17 protein-coding genes, 1 tRNA gene and 1 pseudogene are annotated in these 20,043 nt (G+C 59.8%); 11 read left to right on the forward strand and 8 right to left on the reverse strand.

Annotated features, from left to right (window positions below):
* Position 1: 1 nt before the first annotated feature.
* From GSM73_RS24770 to GSM73_RS24785, 4 genes are all read left to right on the forward strand, one after another.
* Positions 2–739, forward strand: coding sequence for an adenosylcobinamide-GDP ribazoletransferase (locus tag GSM73_RS24770; protein ID WP_139049377.1), 738 nt, complete (start codon positions 2–4; stop codon positions 737–739).
* 85 nt (positions 740–824) lie between these two features.
* A complete protein-coding gene (locus tag GSM73_RS24775; RefSeq protein ID WP_047228709.1) occupies positions 825–1,229 on the forward strand; it encodes a MarR family winged helix-turn-helix transcriptional regulator in 405 nt (134 codons plus the stop codon).
* A 52-nt stretch (positions 1,230–1,281) separates the two neighbouring features.
* Complete coding sequence (locus GSM73_RS24780) at positions 1,282–2,490, forward strand: MFS transporter (protein ID WP_076383765.1); 1,209 nt, start codon at positions 1,282–1,284, stop codon at positions 2,488–2,490.
* Positions 2,491–2,673: 183 nt separating this feature from the next.
* Positions 2,674–3,225, forward strand: a complete 552-nt coding sequence (locus GSM73_RS24785; protein WP_076383766.1) for a glutathione peroxidase — start codon at positions 2,674–2,676, stop codon at positions 3,223–3,225.
* Between the two features lie 119 nt (positions 3,226–3,344).
* Here the strand turns inward: GSM73_RS24785 and GSM73_RS24790 are convergent.
* The 3 genes and pseudogenes from GSM73_RS24790 to GSM73_RS24800 all read right to left on the reverse strand — a co-directional run.
* Positions 3,345–4,040, reverse strand: a pseudogene (locus GSM73_RS24790) (OmpP1/FadL family transporter); the annotation flags it as partial.
* Between the two features lie 144 nt (positions 4,041–4,184).
* The gene (locus tag GSM73_RS24795; protein ID WP_047228705.1) at positions 4,185–4,667 is read right to left on the reverse strand and encodes a hypothetical protein; all 483 of its coding nucleotides are present in this window, start codon (positions 4,665–4,667) and stop codon (positions 4,185–4,187) included.
* A gap of 277 nt (positions 4,668–4,944) precedes the next feature.
* Complete coding sequence (locus tag GSM73_RS24800) at positions 4,945–5,169, reverse strand: hypothetical protein (protein WP_007898912.1); 225 nt, start codon at positions 5,167–5,169, stop codon at positions 4,945–4,947.
* 966 nt (positions 5,170–6,135) lie between these two features.
* Between GSM73_RS24800 and GSM73_RS24805 the strand changes: the two genes are divergently transcribed.
* Together GSM73_RS24805 and rmuC are read left to right on the forward strand one after the other, a co-directional pair.
* Positions 6,136–6,459: a hypothetical protein gene (locus GSM73_RS24805; RefSeq protein WP_076383767.1), complete on the forward strand. Its 324-nt coding sequence runs from the start codon at positions 6,136–6,138 to the stop codon at positions 6,457–6,459.
* Positions 6,460–6,637: 178 nt separating this feature from the next.
* Positions 6,638–8,020, forward strand: coding sequence for a DNA recombination protein RmuC (gene rmuC / locus GSM73_RS24810; RefSeq protein WP_178129685.1), 1,383 nt, complete (start codon positions 6,638–6,640; stop codon positions 8,018–8,020).
* A 58-nt stretch (positions 8,021–8,078) separates the two neighbouring features.
* On the opposite strand, the gene GSM73_RS24815 is transcribed toward rmuC, so the two are convergent.
* Both GSM73_RS24815 and GSM73_RS24820 read right to left on the reverse strand, forming a co-directional pair.
* Entirely contained in the window at positions 8,079–11,549 is a 3,471-nt protein-coding gene (locus GSM73_RS24815) for a PAS domain-containing hybrid sensor histidine kinase/response regulator (protein ID WP_160894115.1), read from the reverse strand.
* A 252-nt stretch (positions 11,550–11,801) separates the two neighbouring features.
* Positions 11,802–12,341 (reverse strand): TetR/AcrR family transcriptional regulator, encoded by a 540-nt coding sequence (locus GSM73_RS24820; RefSeq protein ID WP_076383769.1) that lies wholly within the window; start codon positions 12,339–12,341, stop codon positions 11,802–11,804.
* A 103-nt stretch (positions 12,342–12,444) separates the two neighbouring features.
* Between GSM73_RS24820 and GSM73_RS24825 the strand changes: the two genes are divergently transcribed.
* From GSM73_RS24825 to GSM73_RS24840, 4 genes are all read left to right on the forward strand, one after another.
* Positions 12,445–13,629: an MFS transporter gene (locus tag GSM73_RS24825; protein WP_076383770.1), complete on the forward strand. Its 1,185-nt coding sequence runs from the start codon at positions 12,445–12,447 to the stop codon at positions 13,627–13,629.
* 37 nt (positions 13,630–13,666) lie between these two features.
* Entirely contained in the window at positions 13,667–13,978 is a 312-nt protein-coding gene (locus tag GSM73_RS24830) for a cupin domain-containing protein (RefSeq protein WP_076383771.1), read from the forward strand.
* A gap of 103 nt (positions 13,979–14,081) precedes the next feature.
* Complete coding sequence (locus tag GSM73_RS24835; RefSeq protein ID WP_160894117.1) at positions 14,082–15,230, forward strand: TDT family transporter; 1,149 nt, start codon at positions 14,082–14,084, stop codon at positions 15,228–15,230.
* A gap of 80 nt (positions 15,231–15,310) precedes the next feature.
* On the forward strand, positions 15,311–17,185 hold the full coding sequence (locus GSM73_RS24840) for an MFS transporter (protein ID WP_160894119.1): 1,875 nt from the start codon (positions 15,311–15,313) through the stop codon (positions 17,183–17,185).
* 145 nt (positions 17,186–17,330) lie between these two features.
* On the opposite strand, the gene sugE is transcribed toward GSM73_RS24840, so the two are convergent.
* From sugE to rdgC, 3 genes are all read right to left on the reverse strand, one after another.
* The gene (sugE, locus tag GSM73_RS24845) at positions 17,331–17,645 is read right to left on the reverse strand and encodes a quaternary ammonium compound efflux SMR transporter SugE (protein WP_047228696.1); all 315 of its coding nucleotides are present in this window, start codon (positions 17,643–17,645) and stop codon (positions 17,331–17,333) included.
* A 118-nt stretch (positions 17,646–17,763) separates the two neighbouring features.
* Entirely contained in the window at positions 17,764–18,729 is a 966-nt protein-coding gene (locus GSM73_RS24850) for a bile acid:sodium symporter family protein (protein ID WP_107321747.1), read from the reverse strand.
* A 145-nt stretch (positions 18,730–18,874) separates the two neighbouring features.
* On the reverse strand, positions 18,875–19,795 hold the full coding sequence (gene rdgC / locus GSM73_RS24855; protein WP_047228694.1) for a recombination-associated protein RdgC: 921 nt from the start codon (positions 19,793–19,795) through the stop codon (positions 18,875–18,877).
* A gap of 160 nt (positions 19,796–19,955) precedes the next feature.
* On the opposite strand from rdgC, the gene GSM73_RS24860 reads away from it, so the two are divergent.
* A tRNA-Val gene (locus GSM73_RS24860) sits at positions 19,956–20,031 on the forward strand.
* The last annotated feature ends 12 nt before the right edge of the window (positions 20,032–20,043 follow it).

The following is a 20,043-nucleotide window of genomic DNA, read 5'->3' on the forward strand; positions in this document are numbered from 1 at the left end:
GATGCTGGCGTTCTGGATCGCCTTGCAGTTCCTGAGCAGCCTGCCGGTTCGCTTGCCGGGCATGCCTGAGCCTGCGCAGTTGGGGCGTTCGTTGCTGTTTTATCCGCTGGTAGGTCTGTTGTTCGGAGGCTTGTTGTGGGGGCTTGATGCCCTGTTGCTTGGCACGCCGCTGCTGCTCCATGGAGCCCTGTTGCTCACCGCTTGGGTGCTGCTTAGCGGCGGCCTGCACCTGGACGGGCTGGCCGACAGCGCGGATGCCTGGCTCGGCGGTTTTGGCGATCGCGAGCGTACGCTGCTGATCATGAAAGACCCTCGCAGCGGGCCGATTGCGGTGATTACGCTGGTGTTGGTGCTGCTGCTCAAATTCGCCGCATTGCTGGCCCTGATCGAGCAGCGACAAACCCTGGCATTGATCATCGTGCCGGTGTTGGGGCGTGGCGCGTTGCTGGGGTTATTCCTGACCACCCCATACGTGCGTGCCGGCGGGTTAGGGCAGGCGCTCGCCGACCATCTGCCGCGCCACAGCGGCTGGCAGGTATTGCTGGCCTGTGCGCTGGGGGGCGTGCTGGTGGCGGGCTGGGTCGGGGTATCGGCGCTGGTCATCGCTCTAACGGTATTTATCGGGTTGCGCCAGATGATGTTGCGCAGGCTGGGAGGTTGTACCGGGGATACGGCAGGCGCCTTGCTGGAGCTGCTTGAAATGGTGGTGTTGGTGGGGCTGGTGCTGATCTGGAATTGAGCGCTACCTGTCTGGCTGGGGATTCAGTTTGAAATTTCCTGAATTAAAATTTGCATTCACTTAATCGCGGGTATATACACGCACTATGCTTGCCTCCCAATGTTTGTGCATCAACCTGCGTCGCGCTGCTCGGGGCGTCAGCAGGTATTACGACGGCGCCCTCGACGGCTTCGGGATCAACGTCGCCCAGTATTCCTTGCTGAGCAACCTGGCGCGCCTGGACCAACCGAGTATCTCTTCCCTGGCCGAGGCCATGGGCCTGGACCGCAGCACCCTGGGGCGCAACCTGCGGGTACTGGAAGGTGAGGGGCTGGTGGCGCTGGCCGAAGGTGAAGACTTGCGCAATCGCATTGTCGAACTCACTGAAGCCGGGCATGCCCGGCTGGCGGCGGCGTTGCCGGCCTGGGAAGCGGCGCAACAACGATTGATCGATAAGCTGGGCGCCGAAAAGCGCGCAACGTTGCTGGCCTTGCTGGATGAACTGGCGTGAAGCCGGTTCGTTCGAAGATAAGCGGGTATATACCCGTGACCGGAGAATAATAATGACATCGATGTGGCGTACCTGTGGTTGGGTTCTGGTGGGCGGCGCGCTGATCCTGGCGTTGTCCCTGGGTGTACGGCATGGCTTCGGGCTGTTTCTGGCGCCGATGAGTGCCGAGTTTGGCTGGGGTCGTGAGGTGTTTGCCTTCGCCATTGCCTTGCAGAACTTGATCTGGGGCTTGGCGCAACCTTTTACCGGGGCGCTGGCCGACCGCTTCGGTGCCGCGAAAGTCGTGCTCATCGGTGGCGTGCTGTATGCCCTCGGTCTGGTCTTCATGGGCATGGCCGACTCGCCATGGTCGCTTTCATTGAGCGCGGGTCTGTTGATTGGTATCGGTCTGTCCGGCACGTCGTTTTCGGTGATCCTCGGCGTGGTCGGGCGTGCTGTGCCGCCGGAAAAACGCAGCATGGGCATGGGGATCGCCAGCGCTGCCGGCTCCTTCGGCCAATTCGCCATGTTGCCGGGCACGCTGGGGCTGATTGGCTGGCTCGGCTGGTCTGCCGCGCTGTTGGCGCTGGGGCTGCTGGTGGCGCTGATCGTGCCGCTGGTGAGCATGCTCAAGGACACCCCTGCGCCGCTGACCGGTCATGAGCAAACCTTGTCCGAAGCGCTGCGCGAGGCCTGCAGCCACTCCGGCTTCTGGCTGCTGGCGGTTGGCTTTTTTGTCTGTGGGTTCCAAGTGGTATTCATTGGCGTGCATTTGCCGGCCTATCTGGTGGACCAGCACCTGGCGGCCAGCGTCGGCACGACCGTGCTGGCCCTGGTCGGCCTGTTCAATATCTTCGGCACCTACACCGCAGGCTGGTTGGGCGGTCGGATGTCCAAGCCGCGCTTGCTGACCGGGTTGTACCTGTTGCGGGCGGTGGTGATTGGCTTGTTCCTGTGGTTGCCGGTGACGACTACCACGGCTTACCTGTTCGGGATGGCGATGGGCTTTTTGTGGCTGTCGACGGTGCCTTTGACCAACGGCACGGTAGCGACGTTGTTTGGTGTACGAAATCTCTCAATGTTGGGTGGGATCGTGTTCCTGTTCCACCAGTTAGGTTCGTTCCTGGGGGGCTGGCTGGGTGGGGTGGTATACGACCGAACCGGCAGTTATGACTTGATCTGGCAGGTGTCGATCCTGCTCAGTCTGCTGGCGGCGGCGTTGAACTGGCCGGTGCGTGAGCGTCCGGTGGCGCGGCTGCAAGTTCAGGCAGGTGCGGCATGAGCCGCGTAGGCCCGTGGTTGATTGCTGCCGGTGCCGGCCTGCTGCTGGTGGTCGCCTGGTGGGGGTGGCATCAGGGCGGGCTGGCGTTGATGCAACTGGGTATGGGCACCTGCTGAGCGGTGGACGGCGCCGGGCAGGGGGGAGTAACGTCGGGGTCTGACGTGCTTTCAAGGAGATTGCGACATGCTGATGCGCAGGTTTGCTGTACCCGCTCTGCTGCTGGCTTTGACCGGGCACGTATGGGCCGCTGACTGCCCACCCATGCTGGAGGGCTCGCTGCCCAAGTTGCGGGCCAAGGAAAACATCGATCTGTGCCAGCGTTTCGCCGGCCAGCCGCTGGTGGTGGTCAACACTGCCAGCTTCTGCGGTTTCGCCCCGCAGTTCAAAGGTCTGGAGGCACTCAACCAGCGCTATAAAGGTGACGGTCTGCAAGTGCTGGGGGTACCGTCCAATGACTTCAAACAGGAATCCAAGGACGGCGAAGAGACGGCCAAGGTCTGCTACGTCAATTATGGCGTAACCTTCACCATGACCGAGCCCCAACCGGTACGCGGCGCGGACGCCATCCCGTTGTTCAGGCATCTGGCCGAACAGTCCGGGGCACCGAAATGGAATTTCTACAAGTATGTCGTGGACCGCCAGGGTAAAGTCGTCGCCAGTTTCTCCAGTCGGACCAAACCCGACGATCCTGAATTCATCCAGGCGGTAGAAGCGGCCATCGCCTCTCGCCCCTGATCGCCAGTCACGAAAAAGCCCCGCCTCTTTGCAGAGTGCGGGGCTTTTTTCGCTTCAGATGGCGAGGGGTTCAGGCTCGCCGTGAATCATCAGAAGCGGTAGGTTGCACCGACACCGAAGCCATTTGCGCTGTTTTCGTATTCAGCGTTGTAGGTCAGGCCAACACGAGTGGTGTCGGTCGCCTGGACCAGCACGCCGATATTGTAGCCATAGCCAATGTCGTCGCCCTTGATCTTCACTTCGCCATCGTTCGGTGAAAGCGGCGTGGTCAGGGTCGATTCCAGTGCGCCGGAAATGTGGTTGATGGTCGGGCCGAAACCGATCGACACCTTGTCGTTGAAGGCGTAGCTGACGGTGGGCTGGAAGGCGACGACTTTCACTTCGCTCTTGCTGCCGAAGTTGCGACCCTGGAAGCTGCTTTCGTAATCGGTGATCAGGCCGAACGGTGCGTATACACCCAGGCCGAAAGCCCATTGATCATCGATAGGCTTGACGTAATAGCCCATCGGAACGGCAGTGAACGGCACCATGTCGCCCTTGTTGGTGCCCGATTGGCTACCGCTGGCGTCGTTGATGTCGGTGGACGCGTCGATAGCGGCCATACCGCCCGTAACTTGCTGGCGCTTGAGGCGCGACATGCCGGCCGGGTTGCCAAACACAGTGCTTGCATCATCGGCAGAGGAAGAACGCCCAGCGAAACCGGTGCCCATGCCACTGATGCTTTGTTCGTTCAAGGCAAAGCCACTGGCGAAAATCTGCGTGGATGCCAAGGTAACGGCAAGGCCAAGGGTGGTTTTGAGCATCATTTTTTTCATTGTTAGAACTCCAGGTGATCACCGGGGCGAAAATTACCAACATTTTCGTTTAAGCGCTATAGGCTGTATGGCTTGATTTAGAGCGGTTTTGTAGGACAATCAGACCAAATTCGCGGCTGTTGTAGGAACTTTCTAGATCTGACCTTAGCAGGCGACCTGATTCAGCGGCGAAACACAACTTTGCCAGGCGCAGGTGAAATCCCGCAGGCGCCCTTGAGGGTGAAATGTCTGGCGCCAGATCCGGGCCATGCCTAACAGGTCATCGGCTTCAGGAAGCGCGAGGTTCTGTTCCTCCACCAAAAGCCAGGCAATGGCGGTGGCGTAACGCAGATTGACGGTCAATTCCAGGTGCGGGCCGCTGAGAAAGGCGTGCTGGCTGGCCAGGCCCCGAACCAGGCTGGCTCGTTCCGGATCCAGAGCCAGGTAATGGTCCCAGAGCGCCCGGTGGCGGGGTTCGGGAATGCGGTACAGGCCGTGCCCGCGACGGTCATGCAGGGCTGATCCCAGGGCGGACTGGCTGGCGGCAATCCCCAGCAACAAGGATTCCGCCGTTGCACTGTGGCGCTCCAGGTACAGGAGCGTCGGGCGGATCACATATCGACACAGTTCGCTGGCAGCGATACCCATAAAACCCTCGAAACGTGAAAGGGGCAGAGCCTGAAATGGGTGTGGGCTTGGCAGCAGTGGTTCGGTTCAGGCTCCGCCGGAAGCGGATCATGCCGCTTGACTTGAAGTGTAGTGTCATATTCCCGCTGTAAAGGACTGTTTTTAAAACATCTTCGCCGAACGGTTATAACCGTTATATCCCCCGGTGCTTAAGCCGTTGCGCTTTATCGAGAAATTCTGGGCAATAAAAAACCCCGCTTTTGGGGCGGGGCCTTAGGGTTTCAGCCTTTGCGGCGTATCAGGCAACCAGTGCCTGACGGGTACGCTCGATCACGGCCTGCAGCGGTTCTGCGCTGGAGTACTGATCGGGGTACAGGCGTTCGCTGTGACGGGCGATGCCATGTTCGTTGACCAGCGTGAAGCTGAAGCAGCCTTTGCGAGCGGCCATGATCAGGCAGTTCATTGGGGCAAAAGCGTTGGTTAGGGTGCGGATGGCATCCTGTGTATGGATTTGAGTCGACATGTTTTGGGTGTTCCTACAAATGACACGGTTAAGAACCGTGCAACGTTAAAACGTTCCAGTAACGTCGACCACCATTGGTCGAACGAAGAACCCGACTGGAACAAAGCAGCCAGTTTGAGCGCTATATAAAGTGCGCGCTTGGGCTGGCAGGTAGGTACTTAGGAGGGCAGGCAACACATCAAGGGCAAAGGTTCTGGGCCCGGGGTGAAGATCCTGATCAATTTTGCAGGCTGGTTCGGTCAGAGTAACGAGTCTGGCAACATCCTTTGCAATCGATCAAAGGCAGTGTTGACGCAAGAATTACCTGGAAACCATCGAGGGGGTCGGTCTCTTTTTGTCGGTGAGGCTTCTCTTGAAGAAGGCTGACCGTGGAGATGTATTCGACCCGGAATTGACTTTCAGCTTGGTACTAACGCCGCGGATAGTAACGGATCGAGTGGTCGAAGGGAAGGGCGATGGGAAAAAAAGATCCTGCCTGGTCGCCGACTGATCGCTTGTTTGCCCATAGGTGATCGGCCATAGCACAGGAACCGATCAATGGTTTTGCGCTTAGCCGACGGACAACGGCCCGCACGTCGTCAGGTTATCCCCAGGTTTTACCGCGCAAATGAGCCAAAACGGCGCAACCATATAACCATTTCACGTGTTACTTGTGCACACTCGATGCGGTGGTTGTCACCGTATTGTCATGTGGAAACAATCTGGGGTGGGTGCCTGTATCCAAAATTTAAGTCAATGAAAAACATCGCTTTTTTTTACTGGTGAAAAAATCGTCAGTTTGAGCGCAGGCCCCGTTCCACAGGGCTTACGGCGACTTCAGGGGGGGTTGTCCACTGAGTTATCCACAGCTTCTGTGGATTGTCCCAAGCGCTTGCTCTAGCACGGGCGTGCCGGATTTTTTCGACTTTACCCGTGCGAAAAAAGGAGTAGAGTGGCGCGCCTTCCTGATCTGTCCCACAGTGCTTTATGAAGTTTCGCTCAGTATCAAATCCTGTTACCTCCACACCCGCCGGTGTTACCCCACCCAAACGCATTTCGATGCGCGTGGCCGAATGGCTGCTCGACAGCCCGCGCCTTGGGGAAAACACCAGTGTCAAACACTTGGCCGGCCGTTTACTCAAGCAACCAGCCCGGGAAGGCGTGGTAGCTGCGCAAAGTCGCCTCGGTCAGCTGATGTGCCGTGAATGCGGGAACGCGCGCGATCGCCGTATTGGCCAGGATCTGCTGCGTCAGGCTGCCAGGGCCGGGGATCATCGTGCGCGCCAGGCGCTGGGTGAAATCGAAGACTGAGCTGGGCATCCCCTGGCCGCTTGGTTAACCTGCGGGCTTTATTTCATCGGCGGGAATTGTCATGGCTATGGATTTGACCAGCCTGTTGTTTGGCCTGGCGGGTGCTGCGGTGCCGTTGCTCGCCCTGGCCTGGCACCTGCAACGCCAGGCCAACGCCGCGCAAACCGAACTCGCGTTAATGGAGGAGCGTCTGGCCACCGCCCACATGGCCCACGACGGCTTGAACGCCCAGCTCGATGCGTGCCGCGATGAAATCAGCGACTTGGGCCAGGCCAACGCCGCCCGGCAAGCCGAGCTTGCCGCCGCTTGTCGCGAAGTCGAGTTGTTGCAGATCGAACGCGACAATGCCCGAGACGCAGCCCACGCCTGGAACTTGGAGCGCGCCGCAAAAGAAGCGGAACTGCGGCGTCTCGATGCCCAGGCGGCTTCGTTGCATGTCGAACTGCGTGAGCAACAAGAAAGTCATCAGCAACGTCTGGACGACCTGCAAGGTTCGCGAGACGAGTTGCGGGCACAGTTCGCCGAGCTGGCAGGAAAAATCTTCGATGAGCGTGAGCAACGCTTCGCGGAAACCAGTCAGCAGCGGTTGGGGCAGTTGCTCGACCCGCTGAAGGAGCGCATCCAATCCTTTGAAAAACGTGTCGAGGAAAGCTATCAAGCCGAGGCGCGGGAACGCTTCTCCCTGGGCAAGGAGTTGGAACGGCTGCAACAGCTGAACCTGCGCCTGAGCGATGAAGCGACCAATCTGACCCGTGCCCTCAAAGGCCAGAAGACCCAGGGTAACTGGGGTGAGCTGATTCTGGAGCGGGTGCTTGAACACGCCGGCCTGGAGAAGGGCCGCGAGTATCAGACCCAGGTCAGCCTCAAGGGCCCGGACGGCGAACGGTTCCAGCCGGACGTGCTGATTTACCTGCCCGGCGACAAGCAGGTGGTGGTGGATTCCAAGGTCAGTCTTACGGCCTATCAACAATATGTGGCCGCCGAGGACGACAGCATCGGCCAACTCGCTCTCAAGCAGCACGTGGTCTCTTTGCGGGCCCACGTCAAAGGTCTGGCCGGCAAGGATTACAAGCGCCTGGATGGTTTGCACAGCCTGGATTTCGTGTTGTTGTTCGTACCGATCGAGGCCGCGTTTTCTGCCGCGCTGCAAGCCGAACCGAACCTGTTCCAGGAAGCCTTCGACCGCAACATCGTGATCGTCAGCCCGACGACGCTATTGGCGACGTTGCGGGTGATCGACAGCTTGTGGAAACAGGAGCGCCAGAGTCAGAACGCCCGGGAAATCGCCGAGCGGGCAGGGTGGCTGTACGACAAGTTCGTACTGTTCATTCAGGACCTGGACGAAATAGGCAGCCGTTTGCAGCAACTGGACAAAGCCTACAGTGCGGCGCGCAACAAACTCACAGAAGGGCGTGGCAATCTGATCAGCCGCAGCGAACAACTCAAATTGCTCGGCGCCCGGGCCAGCAAAAGCCTGCCAGCCGAACTGCTCGAACGGGCAATGACCGATGTCGATGGGCTGCCCGAACTGCCTGAAGAGACCGAAAAGCCTCAGGCTTGATGTAAAAACCTGGGCTTGATGCCAGGCAGTGTGTGCCTGACAGTGGGAAATCGATTCTCTACAACGGCAAATGCCGACTCAACAACGCCCTCAATGCGGCCGGTTTCACCGGTTTGGCCAAGTAGTCCAGACCCGCCGCATGCACCTGCGCCACCGTCTCAGGGCGGCCATCGGCGCTGATCACCACGCCTGGTATCGGTTCACCCATACGGCTGCGTAACCAGGCCATCAGCTCGGTTCCGGTCTCGCCATCGTCCAGGTGAAAATCCACCAGGGCCAGTTGTGGTCGGCTTCCCTCGCTGAGCAAACGCTCGCACTCCTGGCGGTTGCGCGCCGTCCACACCTGGCAGCCCCAGCGAGTGAGCAGACTGTGCATGCCGATCAGAATGCTGTCTTCGTTATCGATACACAGCACCTGGGCGCCTTTTGGTAAATGACCGTTGAGTTCGGCTGCGGGCTTGGGCAAGGCAGTCTGCGCCTGGGCCAGCGGTACGCTGACGCTGAAGACACTGCCGCGCCCCGGCCAGGAACGCACCCGCAAGGTGTGACCCAGCACGCGGCACAGCCCGTCGGCGATCGCCAAACCCAGGCCCAGGCCTTTTTCCGCACGGGTCTGATGGCTGTCGAGACGTTTGAACTCTTCGAAAATGACCTGCAGTTTGTCTTCGGCGATGCCTGGGCCGCGATCCCACACCTCCAGGCACAATTCGCCATTGCGACGGCGAACGCCCAGCAGTACCGGGCCTTTGGCATAGCGGAAGGCATTGGTGAGGAAGTTCTGTAACACACGACGTAGCAACTTGATGTCGCTGTCGACCCGTAGTCGTGAGCCCCGCACCCGGAATTTGAGGCCTTGTTCCTGGGCCAGTACCTTGAACTCGGCGCCCAGGGTATCGAACAGTTCGTTGAGGGCAAATGGATTGCGGTCAGGGTTGATCTTGCCGTTTTCCAGGCGGGAAATGTCCAGCAGATCGGTGATCAGGTCTTCGGCCGAGCGCAGCGAACTGTCCAGGTGGTGTACCAGTTGCCGGGCCTCGCTCGGCAAGGCGTCGTGCTGATGGGACAGCGCTGCGGAGAACAGGCGTGCGGCGTTGAGCGGCTGCATCAGGTCATGACTGACTGCTGCCAGGAAACGGGTCTTGGATTGGTAGGCCGACTCGGCGGTGCCTTTGGCTTCGGTCAGGGCCATGTTCAGTTGCGACAGTTCCCGGGTGCGTTCCGCCACCCGTTGTTCCAATCCTTCATTGGCTTCCGTCAGGGCCTGTTCGGCTTCGCGGAAAGCGGTGATGTCGGTAAAACTCATGACAAAACCGCCGCCGGGCATGGGGTTGCCGATCAGCTCGATCACCCGACCATTGGGAAACAGCCGTTCAGAGGTGTGTGCACGGCCCTGGCGCATCCAGTGCAGGCGTCGAGCGACATGGACCTCTGCTTCGCCCGGGCCACAAAGGCCGCGCTCGGCGTTGTAGCGGATGATGTCGGCGATGGGCCGACCCACACTGATCAAACCGTCCGGATAGTTGAACAGCTCCAGGTATCGGCGGTTCCAGGCCACCAGCCTGAGGGACTGATCGACCACGCTGATGCCTTGGGTGATGTTTTCGATGGCACCTTGCAGCAGTGCACGGTTGAATTGCAGCACTTCCGAGGCTTCATCCGCAATTCGGACCACATCCTCCAACTGCATCTCCCGACCTTCAATCGCGGCTTTTACTACTGCGCGCGTCGACGAAGCCCCCAGGACGCCCGCCAGGAGCCGTTCGGTGTGGGCGATCCATTCGCTGTCGGCATTCTGGTTCGGGTTGAAGCCTTTGCCCTGGCGGTAGGCAAAGCGAATGAAACTCTGGCGCGCCCGTTCTTCGCCAACGAAGCGCGCGGCCAGTTGCAACAGGTCATCTATGTGCACCGCCAGCATCGAGCGGGGGTTGGGGCGGGCGCTGATTTCCTGGCCGATGAAGCGTCCGGCCTGCCAGTGTTCCGACACGCGGGTGCGCGACAGCACGGAGATCCAGGCAAACAGGGTGAAGTTACCGGCCAGGGATAACACGACCCCTTGGGTCAGCGGTGAAATCGGCAGGTTCAAGGGGTTGCCATGCAGCCACGCAAGCCCCGGGAAACTGTTCAGCGACCAGCCCAGGCTGTGGGCCGCGATCGGCAACACCAAGGTGTAGAACCACAGGAAAATCCCCATGGCGAGGCCGGCGAACACCCCGCGACGGTTGGCCTGTTTCCAGTACAGCGCGCCGAGCATGGCAGGCGCCAGTTGGGTCACGGCGGCGAAGGCGATCTGGCCGATGGTCGCCAGGCTCGCCGTCGACCCCAGCAGGCGGTAGCTGACATAGGCCAGCAGCAGGATCACCACAATGCTCACCCGGCGAACCGACAGCATCCACTGGCGAAACACTTCAAAGGGCCGCTCGGCGTTGTTGCGGCGCAACAGCCAAGGCAGCAGCATGTCGTTGGACACCATGGTGGAGAGCGCGACACTCGCCACGATGACCATGCCGGTGGCCGCCGAGGCGCCGCCAATGAACGCAAGCACCGCCAGCGCCGGGTGGGCCTGGGCCAACGGCAGGCTGATGACGAATGAATCCGGCAGCACCGAGTCGGGCAGCATCATTTGCCCGGCGAGGGCGATGGGCACCACGAACAACGCCGCCAGGGCCAGGTAGGCGGGGAATACCCACTTGGCCAGGCGCAGGTCCTGGGGCTCGATGTTCTCGACCACGGTCACGTGAAACTGCCGCGGCAAGCAGATGATCGCCATCATCGCCACCCCGGTCTGCACCACCATGGACGGCCAGTTGATGGTTTCTTTCCAGTATTGCTCCAGCCGCGGCGCGAGCATCGCCTGGTTGAACAGATCGTCGAATCCGTCGTAGAGCCCGTACGTGACAAAGGCGCCAACGGCAAGGAAGGCGAACAGCTTGACCAGCGATTCAAAGGCAATGGCCAATACCATGCCTCGGTGGTGCTCGGTGGCGTCCAGGTTGCGGGTGCCGAACACGATGGTGAACAGCGCGAGGATCAGTGAAACGATCAGCGCCGTGTCCTGGGCGCGGGTGCCCGTGGTGTCGGCCCCGGCGCCGATGAGCAGGTTCACCCCGAGCACGATGCCCTTGAGCTGCAAGGCAATGTACGGCAACACACCCACCAGGCAAATCAGGGCAATCACAATCGCCAGGGACTGGGATTTGCCATAGCGGGCGGCGATGAAGTCAGCGATGGAGGTGATGTTTTCCTGCTTGCTGATCATCACCATTTTCTGCAAGACCCACGGGGCCAGCACCAGCAACAGGATCGGCCCGAGGTAAATCGGCAGGAATGACCAGAGTTGTTCGGCAGCCTGGCCCACCGCGCCAAAAAATGTCCAGCTGGTGCAGTACACCGCCAGCGACAGGCTGTAGACCCACGCCCGCACCCGAGGGGGTAAAGGTGTGCTGCGCCGGTCGCCGTAGAAGGCGATGGCGAACAGGATGGCCATATAGGCCAGGGCAACAACGGCAATCAGCCCGCTGGACAACGACATGGAAGCTCCTGAACGAAAGACCCCGGGGGCAGTGCCCGGCAGAACAGTCTCGCATGCCCGCTCGGGTTCGTCAGTGTCGACCAAGGTCGAGGCGTGTCGAGGTATCGCCGGTTGCGCTCAGCAATGGGGCATGGGGTGTGCTGGTCGGCCTCATCGCGAGCAGGCTCGCTCCCACACTGGATCTTCGGCGAAGATGGATTTTGTATTCACAACTGCTCAAATGTGGGAGCGAGCCTGCTCGCGATGGCGGTATTACTGGGCCAACGCGATATCCACCAACCGATACAACTCCTCAACCGCCAACGGCGCGGTGGCAAAGAGGATGCGAAACACCGTCGGCGCGACCACCACATTGATCAGTCGCTCGACCCCGGGGTTTGGCTCGTCAGGATAGCGATCCAGGATGGTCTGCAACTGGCCGCTGATGATTCCCACGCAATAGCCCGGCGTGGCGCAGGCCTGAATGTCGCGCATCATGTTGCGACCGGGCTCGGAGCTCATTTCGTCCAGGTACTGTTCGGCCCAGGCGCGAAGATCCCCGCGCAGGCTGCCGGTGTCCAGCGGTGCGCAGTCCGGGCGCATGCGGGCAATCGCGACGTCGCCCAGCAATGCCGGCAGGTCGCCCCAGCGCCGGTAAATGGTGGACGGGGTTACGCCTGCGCGGGCCGCGATTTGCGGCACGGTCAGGGTGGCGCGGTCCTGCTCCTGGAGCAGGCTGCGAACCGCCGAATGAATCGACTCTTGTACCCGGGCGCTTCTGCCGCCGGGACGTAAACCTTCTTTAATAGCCATGGATCGGACCTTAACACAAAGAATTTGCTTTAAGCGCGCGTCGATAGCACACTCCGCAAAAGCAAAAAATTAGCTTTTGTGGATCGCCTTGTGGAGTGTGCCCATGTCCCGTCCAGCTTCGACCCGTGCCAGTCTGATATTCCTGGCGATCACCCTGCTCGGTTTCCTCGCAGCGTCCAGTGCGCCAACCCCGCTGTATCACCTCTACCAGGAACAAATGCAATTTTCCCCTGGGGTCCTGACGCTGATTTTCGGTGTGTACGCGTTCAGTCTGTTAGCGGCGTTGCTGACCGTGGGTTCGTTGTCGGATTATCTGGGACGCAAACCGGTGATTTTCGTAGCGCTGTTGCTCAACATGCTGGCAATGCTGCTGTTTATCAACGCCGACAGTATCGCCTGGTTGATCGGTGCGCGGTTGATTCAGGGCTTCGCGACGGGCATGGCCACCAGTGTGCTTGGCGCTGCCTTGCTGGACTTCGATCGTCGGCAAGGTCCGCTGATCACCAGCGTCGCGCCCTTGCTGGGCATGGCTTGCGGAGCATTTGGCTGCGGCATGTTGGCCGAGTTCGCGCCGTTGCCCCTGCAACTGACGTACTGGATTCTGCTGGGATTGTTCCTGATCCAGGCCATTTACCTCTGGTTTCTGGCCGAGAGCGTCAGCCCGCAGCCCGGTGCCTGGCGATCTTTGCGCCCCACCTTGCATGTGCCGATCCAGGCACGGCGCGCCTTGTGGCTGATACTGCCCTTGAACCTGGTGGCCTGGGCGGTGGGCGGCTTCTACTTATCACTGGCGCCGTCATTGGTGCGGGTCGCAACCGGCACCACCTCCAACCTGATTGGCGGCGCGCTGGTGGCGGTGCTGACGCTCACCGGAGCGTTGAGTATCTACACGCTGCGCAACCAGATGGCCGACAAAATGCTGCGCCTGGCCGCCAGCCTGTTGATGGTCGGTCTGGTGCTGGTATTGCTCGCAGTGCACGCTGCTAGCTTGCCGTTGTTCTTCGTCGGCACGCTGGTCACTGGCAGCGGTTTCGGCGCGGGCTTTCTGGGAGCATTGCGCAGCATCATGCCGTTGGCCTTGCCCCATGAACGGGCCGGGTTGATGTCAGCGTTTTATGTCCTCAGCTATCTGGCTTTCAGCCTGCCGTCGCTGCTGGCGGGAAGCCTGACCCGGGTCTTTGGGCTGATCCCGACCACCGATGGCTATGGCGCGGTGTTGATTGTGCTGTCGACCGTCGCCTTGCTCGGGCTGTCGCGTCAGGCGCGGCCAGCGCCTGGTTTGGGTTAACCTTGGCGCCTGTGTGTTTCCTTTGGGGCGATCTGGGTTGAACATCATCCGCAGCAAATCCTTCACCGGCGACCGCGCCTGGGCGGCGTTGGATATCGCCGACATGAACGGCATTACCACGCGTCTGCACTGGACCGATCAGCCCTACAAATGGCACATCAATGAAGGTCAGGAAGTCTTCGTGGTGCTCGATGGGCAAGTGCAGATGTGCTATCGGGAAGACGGTATCGAAAAAGATACCTTGCTGAGTGCGGGGGATATTTTCTATGCATCGGTGGGCACCGAACATCTGGCCAAGCCATTGGGAGAGGCGAGAATTCTGGTGATCGAGACCAAGGGCAGTATCTGATCACTATTTGCATAATCGATAATATATAGAGATATTACCCGTTATATAGATATTCGATTTGAATCTAGCATGGCTCTATCTCGTCCCAGAGCAGGAGTTCGCCATGCCATGCTGTGCTGCAACCAACCGTTTGCGCCCACTCAGTCATTTGCCCAGGCCATTGGAAGCCATTCGCCAGTTCACACCTAACTGGTTTGCTGTCGTCATGGGCACCGGCGTATTGGCCCTGGCCCTGGCGCAATGGCCGGGGGATGTCCCAGGCCTGCGCGTCCTGGCCGAAGGGGTATGGTTGTTCAATGTCCTGTTGTTCATGTTGTTCACCGGGCTGTACACCGCTCGTTGGGTGTTGTTCTTCGACGAGGCCCGGCGGATTTTCGGTCATTCAACGGTTTCGATGTTTTTCGGCACCATTCCCATGGGGCTGGCAACCCTCATCAATGGTTTGTTGGTATTCGGTTTACCGCGTTGGGGCGAGGGCGTAGTGCTGCTGGCTGAAACGTTGTGGTGGATCGACGTGGCGATGGCCCTGGCCTGCGGCGTGCTGATTCCGTTTTTGATGTTCACCCGCCAGGAACACCGAATCGACCAGATGACCGCCGTGTGGCTATTGCCCGTGGTGGCCGCTGAAGTCGCCGCCGCCAGTGGTGGGTTGTTGGCACCGCATTTGGCAGACGCTCATTCGCAACTGGTGATGTTGGTCACCAGCTACATCCTCTGGGCATTTTCCCTACCCGTAGCGTTCAGCATCCTGACGATTTTGCTGCTGCGCATGGCCCTGCACAAACTACCCCACGAAAACATGGCCGCCTCCAGCTGGCTGGCCCTCGGCCCGATCGGGACCGGTGCTCTGGGCATGTTGTTGCTGGGAGGCGATGCGCCGCTGATTTTTGCCGCCAATGGCTTGCCGGGCTTAGGTGAAGTCGCCGCCGGCGTGGGCGTGGTGGCCGGTATCACCCTGTGGGGCTTCGGGTTCTGGTGGATGCTGATGGCGCTGCTGATCACCGCACGCTATTTGCGCACTGGCATCCCGTTCAACCTCGGGTGGTGGGGCTTTACCTTCCCCTTGGGCGTGTATGCGCTGGCAACGCTGAAGCTGGCGAGCTTGCTGAGCCTGGGTTTTTTTACTGTGTTCGGTTGTGTACTGGTGGCGATGCTGGCGGTGATGTGGCTGATCGTCGGCCGCCGCACGGTGCTCGGCGCCTGGCACGGTGAGCTGTTCGTGTCGCCATGCATTGCGGGGCTGGCGAAATAATCGTTAAAGACAGGTAATGTGTGGCCTGGATCGAAAAACCTCATTCCAATAAGCGACCACGCCACTCAGGAACATGGAAGATGAGTCACCCCTCGCAGTTCACCTTGCTCCGCACGCGGCGTTTCCTGCCGTTTTTCATCACACAGTCCCTTGGCGCGTTCAACGACAACGTGTTCAAGCAGTCGTTGATCCTGGCGATTCTCTATCGGCTGACCATCGAGGGCGACCGCTCGATCTGGGTCAATCTGTGTGCGCTGCTGTTTATCTTGCCGTTCTTCTTATTCTCGGCACTGGCAGGGCAGTTCGGGGAAAAATTCGCCAAGGATGCGTTGATTCGTCTGATCAAATTCGGCGAAATCGCCATCATGGCGATCGGCGCGGTGGGTTTCCTGTTCGATCACTTGTGGTTGATGCTGGCGGCGCTGTTCGCCATGGGTACCCAGTCGGCGCTGTTCGGGCCGGTGAAATATTCGATCCTGCCGCAAGCGCTGCGCGAGGACGAACTGGTCGGCGGCAATGGCCTGGTGGAGATGGGCACATTCCTGGCGATCCTCTTGGGCACTATCGGCGCTGGGATCATGATGTCCTCGGCGCATTACGCGCCGGTGGTGGCAACGTCGATTGTCGTTATCGCCGTAGCCGGTTACCTGGCGAGTCGCGGCATTCCGCGGGCGGCGGCAGCTTCACCGCAGATGCGCCTGAACTGGAACATTTTCAGCCAGTCCTGGGCCACGCTTAAACTGGGCCTGGGACAAACCCCTGCGGTGTCCCGCTCCATTGTCGGCAACTCGTGGTTCTGGTTTGTCGGGGCGATTTATCTGACACAGATCCCGGCCTACGCCAAGGACTGGATGCACGGTGATGAAACCGTGGTGACCTTGATCCTGACGGTGTTCTCGGTGGGGATCGCCGTGGGTTCGATGCTGTGCGAGAAGCTGTCCGGGCGTAAAGTCGAGATCGGCCTGGTTCCCTTCGGCTCGTTCGGCCTGACCGTATTCGGGCTGCTGTTGTGGTGGCATTCCGGCGGAATTCCTGGCAGTGCCGAGGGCTACGGCTGGCTCGAAGTGCTCGGTTTCGGCCACGCCTGGCTGGTGCTGATCGACATCCTCGGGCTCGGTGTCTTTGGTGGTTTCTACATCGTGCCGCTGTACGCACTGATCCAGTCGCGCACCGCCGAGAATGAGCGGGCGCGGGTCATCGCCGCCAACAACATTCTCAACGCGCTGTTCATGGTGGTCTCGGCGATTGTCTCCATTGTCCTGCTGGGCTTGCTGGAACTGTCGATTCCCCAGCTGTTCCTGGTGGTGTCACTGCTGAACATTGGCGTGAACACCTACATCTTCAAAATCGTCCCTGAGTTCAGCATGCGTTTCATGATCTGGCTGCTGAGCCATTCCATGTACCGCGTGGAACATCGCAACCTGGATGCGATTCCCGATGAAGGCGCCGCGCTGCTGGTCTGCAATCACGTGTCCTTCGTCGACGCGTTGCTGATCGGTGGCGCGGTGCGTCGGCCGATTCGCTTCGTGATGTACTACAAGATCTACAACCTGCCAGTGCTCAATTTCATCTTTCGCACCGCCGGGACGATTCCGATTGCCGGGCGCCAGGAAGACATTCATATCTACGAAAGCGCCTTTACGCGCATCGCTCAATACCTGCAGAACGGCGAGTTGGTGTGCATCTTCCCCGAAGGAAAATTGACGGCCGATGGTGAGATCAATGAGTTCAAGGGCGGACTGACGCGCATTCTTCAGGAAACCCCCGTGCCGGTGATTCCCCTGGCGTTGCAGGGATTGTGGGGCAGTTTCTTCAGTCGTGACCCGAACAAGGGGCTGTTTCGCCGGTTGTGGTCGCGGGTGACGTTGGTGGCGGGGCCGGCGGTCGCCGTTGAGGTGGCGGAACCGGCGAAGTTGCAGGCGTTGGTGGGGGAGTTGCGCGGGGCTGTCAGATAACGAGAGACGCCTTGTGAAAGTAGGTATGTGAGAGCAAAGCTTGCTCGCGATAGCGTCCTTGAGACCGCCTCGCGGGCAAGCCTTGCTCCCACAGGTCTAGCCCTACAAGCCTAGATGTCTACAGAGATTGTTCCTGCAGGTGAGCTCAGGCGCTGGCCTTAAGTCCGATCAACCCGGCAACGATCAACGCCACACTGGCCAGCCGAACCAGCGCCATGGATTCACCAAACAGAATGATTCCGGCAATCACCGTGCCCACGGCACCGACACCGGTCCAGATGGCATAGGCCGTGCCCAGAGGCAATTCCTTCATCGCAAGGCCCAGCAGGCCAAGGCTGATAGCCATGGCCGCAACGGTCAATACGGTAGGGAGCGGGCGGCTGAAACCGTCGGTGTACTTCAGGCCGACAGCCCAACCGACTTCGAACAGGCCGGCAAAAAACAGAATGATCCAGGACATCACACACCTCCATCGATGGATGGGGTCGTCCCCGGATTTAGGTCGATCGAGTGGCGGGGTCGTCCCCGCGATGGGCATATAGATTGCCCATTATTGACCACTCGATCAAGTCTGTCTTTCAGTCCGCCGCTTGGCGGGCGAGCAGTTCACGGTCCTGCTTTTCGCTCATACGGCGGAAATACGTCGAGAGCAGCGCCCCGGAAATATTGTGCCAGACGCTGAACAGCGCGCTGGGCACCGCCGCCAGCGGCGAGAAATGCGCACTGGCCAGGGCTGCGCCCAGACCGGAGTTTTGCATGCCCACCTCCAGCGACAAGGTCTTGCGCTGGGCCAGTGGCAACCCGAACAGGCGAGCGGTGAAGTAACCCAACAGGTAACCGAAGCTGTTATGCAGCATAACGATCGCCATGATCAGCAGGCCGGACTCGGCGATCTTCGCCTGACTGGCCGCCACTACCGCCGCCACAATGATCACGATGCTCACTACCGAGATCAGCGGCAGCACTTCCACCGCGTGACGAACCCGCTCTCCCAGCAGGCGTTGAGCAACGATGCCTAGCACGATAGGCAGCAGTACGATCTGCAGGATCGACCAGAAAAGCGCCGAGAACGACACCGGCAACCAGGCGGAAGCCAGCAGCCAGATCAGCGCCGGGGTCAGCAAAGGCGCGAGCAGGGTGGTGATGGCCGAAAGCGACACGGCCAAAGCCAGGTCGCCGCGGGCCAACCAGGTCATGACATTGGAGGAGGTGCCGCTCGGACAGCAACCCACCAGAATCACCCCGACGGCAATCTCCGGTGGCAGGCTGAATACTTGGCAGAGCAGCCACGCCACGCCAGGCATGATGACAAATTGTGCAATCACCCCCAGGACCACCCGCCCTGGATGACGGCCCACTTCGGCAAAGTCCTCCAGCTTGAGCGCCAGGCCCATGCCGAACATCACCAGCCCCAGCAAGGGGACGATGGCGACTTTCAGGTCGACGAACCATTGCGGTAGCAAGAATGCCAGCACGGCAAAAAACAGCACCCAGTAAGCGAAGGTATTGCCGACAAAACGACTCAATGCAGCCAGTGCGCGCATGACCTGATCCTTATTATTAAGTAGCACCACAAAAACACTGTGGGAGCGAGCCTGCTCGCGATGGCGGAGTATCAGGCAACCTGTCGGTAACTGTCACTCTGCCATCGCGAGCAGGCTCGCTCCCACAAGGGTAATCATTGGGCTGTCAGATCCCCTGAGGCATCTCTTCACCACCCAACGCTTCTACCAGCGCCGGCAGGAACTCGCCAAACGTCAACATCATCAGCGTGAAGCTGGCGTCCAGTTGGCCGAGGGCCTCGTCGCCGCCGTCCTGTTCCGCCTGATCCTGCAGCAAGTCTTCGAATTTCAGGCGCTTGACCACCATTTTGTCGTCGAGCACGAAAGACAGCTTGTCCTGCCAGGCCAGCGACAGTTGGGTCACCACCTTGCCGGTGTTCAAGTGCAACTGGATTTCGTCGCTGGTCAGGTCCTGACGCTTGCAACGCACAATGCCGCCATCTTCATGAGTGTCGCGCAGCTCGCATTCATCCAGCACGAAGAAATCGTCGGCGGCTTTCTGGGTCTTGACCCAGTCGGTCATGATGGCGGTGGGTGCGGTTTTCACGGTCAGTGGGCGTACCGGCAGCGAGCCGAGGACTTCGCGCAGAGTGGAGAGCAGGTCCTCGGCGCGTTTCGGGCTGGCGGAGTTGACCAGGATCAGACCCTGTTTCGGTGCGATGGCAGCGAAGGTGGACGAGCGACGAATGAACGCGCGAGGCAGAAATGCCTGGATGATTTCATCCTTGAGCTGGTCCCGTTCCTTTTTATAGACCTTGCGCATTTGTTCGGCTTCGATCTCTTCGACCTTTTCTTTCAGGGCATCGCGTACGACGCTGCCTGGCAGGATGCGTTCTTCCTTGCGCGCGGCGATCAGCAGGAAATCCTGGCTGATGTGCACCAGAGGTGCGTCTTCGCCTTTACCGAACGGCGCGACGAAACCGTAAGTGGTCAACTCCTGGCTTGCACATGGACGCGCCAGTTTGCTGGCCAGTGCAGTTTCCAACGCCTCGGCATCAAAAGGCAGATCTTGGGTCAGGCGATAGATAAGCAGGTTTTTGAACCACATGGGGTGAGTCTCTCCTTTATACAAAGGGGGGCATTATTCTCTTCGCGGCGCCATAGGCCAACCCTTCGCTAAGCCTTTGGAAGGCCTGAAAAAATTAAATTAAAAAGTGCTTGCCAGCTTTGAGGACGCTCCGTAGAATGCGCGCCACACCGAAAGCGAAGGGTGATTAGCTCAGCTGGGAGAGCGTCTGCCTTACAAGCAGAATGTCGGCGGTTCGATCCCGTCATCACCCACCATTCGCTCCAAAG

Source organism: Pseudomonas sp. PICF6 (assembly GCF_009831705.1).
Classification (GTDB): Bacteria; Pseudomonadota; Gammaproteobacteria; order Pseudomonadales; family Pseudomonadaceae; genus Aquipseudomonas; species Aquipseudomonas rhizophila.

Excerpts from the sequence above, each read along its gene's own strand:
- GSM73_RS24780 (WP_076383765.1), top strand. The coding sequence starts at position 1,282 with ATGACATCGATGTGGCGTACCTGTGGTTGGGTTCTGGTGGGCGGCGCG.
- rmuC (WP_178129685.1), top strand. The coding sequence starts at position 6,638 with ATGGAGGAGCGTCTGGCCACCGCCCACATGGCCCACGACGGCTTGAAC.
- GSM73_RS24775 (WP_047228709.1), top strand. The coding sequence starts at position 825 with ATGCTTGCCTCCCAATGTTTGTGCATCAACCTGCGTCGCGCTGCTCGG.
- GSM73_RS24800 (WP_007898912.1), bottom strand. The coding sequence starts at position 5,169 with ATGTCGACTCAAATCCATACACAGGATGCCATCCGCACCCTAACCAAC.
- GSM73_RS24850 (WP_107321747.1), bottom strand. The coding sequence starts at position 18,729 with ATGCGCGCACTGGCTGCATTGAGTCGTTTTGTCGGCAATACCTTCGCT.
- GSM73_RS24835 (WP_160894117.1), top strand. The coding sequence starts at position 14,082 with ATGCCATGCTGTGCTGCAACCAACCGTTTGCGCCCACTCAGTCATTTG.
- GSM73_RS24770 (WP_139049377.1), top strand. The coding sequence starts at position 2 with ATGCTGGCGTTCTGGATCGCCTTGCAGTTCCTGAGCAGCCTGCCGGTT.
- GSM73_RS24785 (WP_076383766.1), top strand. The coding sequence starts at position 2,674 with ATGCTGATGCGCAGGTTTGCTGTACCCGCTCTGCTGCTGGCTTTGACC.
- rdgC (WP_047228694.1), bottom strand. The coding sequence starts at position 19,795 with ATGTGGTTCAAAAACCTGCTTATCTATCGCCTGACCCAAGATCTGCCT.
- sugE (WP_047228696.1), bottom strand. The coding sequence starts at position 17,645 with ATGTCCTGGATCATTCTGTTTTTTGCCGGCCTGTTCGAAGTCGGTTGG.
- GSM73_RS24815 (WP_160894115.1), bottom strand. The coding sequence starts at position 11,549 with ATGTCGTTGTCCAGCGGGCTGATTGCCGTTGTTGCCCTGGCCTATATG.
- GSM73_RS24805 (WP_076383767.1), top strand. The coding sequence starts at position 6,136 with ATGAAGTTTCGCTCAGTATCAAATCCTGTTACCTCCACACCCGCCGGT.
- GSM73_RS24820 (WP_076383769.1), bottom strand. The coding sequence starts at position 12,341 with ATGGCTATTAAAGAAGGTTTACGTCCCGGCGGCAGAAGCGCCCGGGTA.
- GSM73_RS24795 (WP_047228705.1), bottom strand. The coding sequence starts at position 4,667 with ATGGGTATCGCTGCCAGCGAACTGTGTCGATATGTGATCCGCCCGACG.
- GSM73_RS24825 (WP_076383770.1), top strand. The coding sequence starts at position 12,445 with ATGTCCCGTCCAGCTTCGACCCGTGCCAGTCTGATATTCCTGGCGATC.
- GSM73_RS24840 (WP_160894119.1), top strand. The coding sequence starts at position 15,311 with ATGAGTCACCCCTCGCAGTTCACCTTGCTCCGCACGCGGCGTTTCCTG.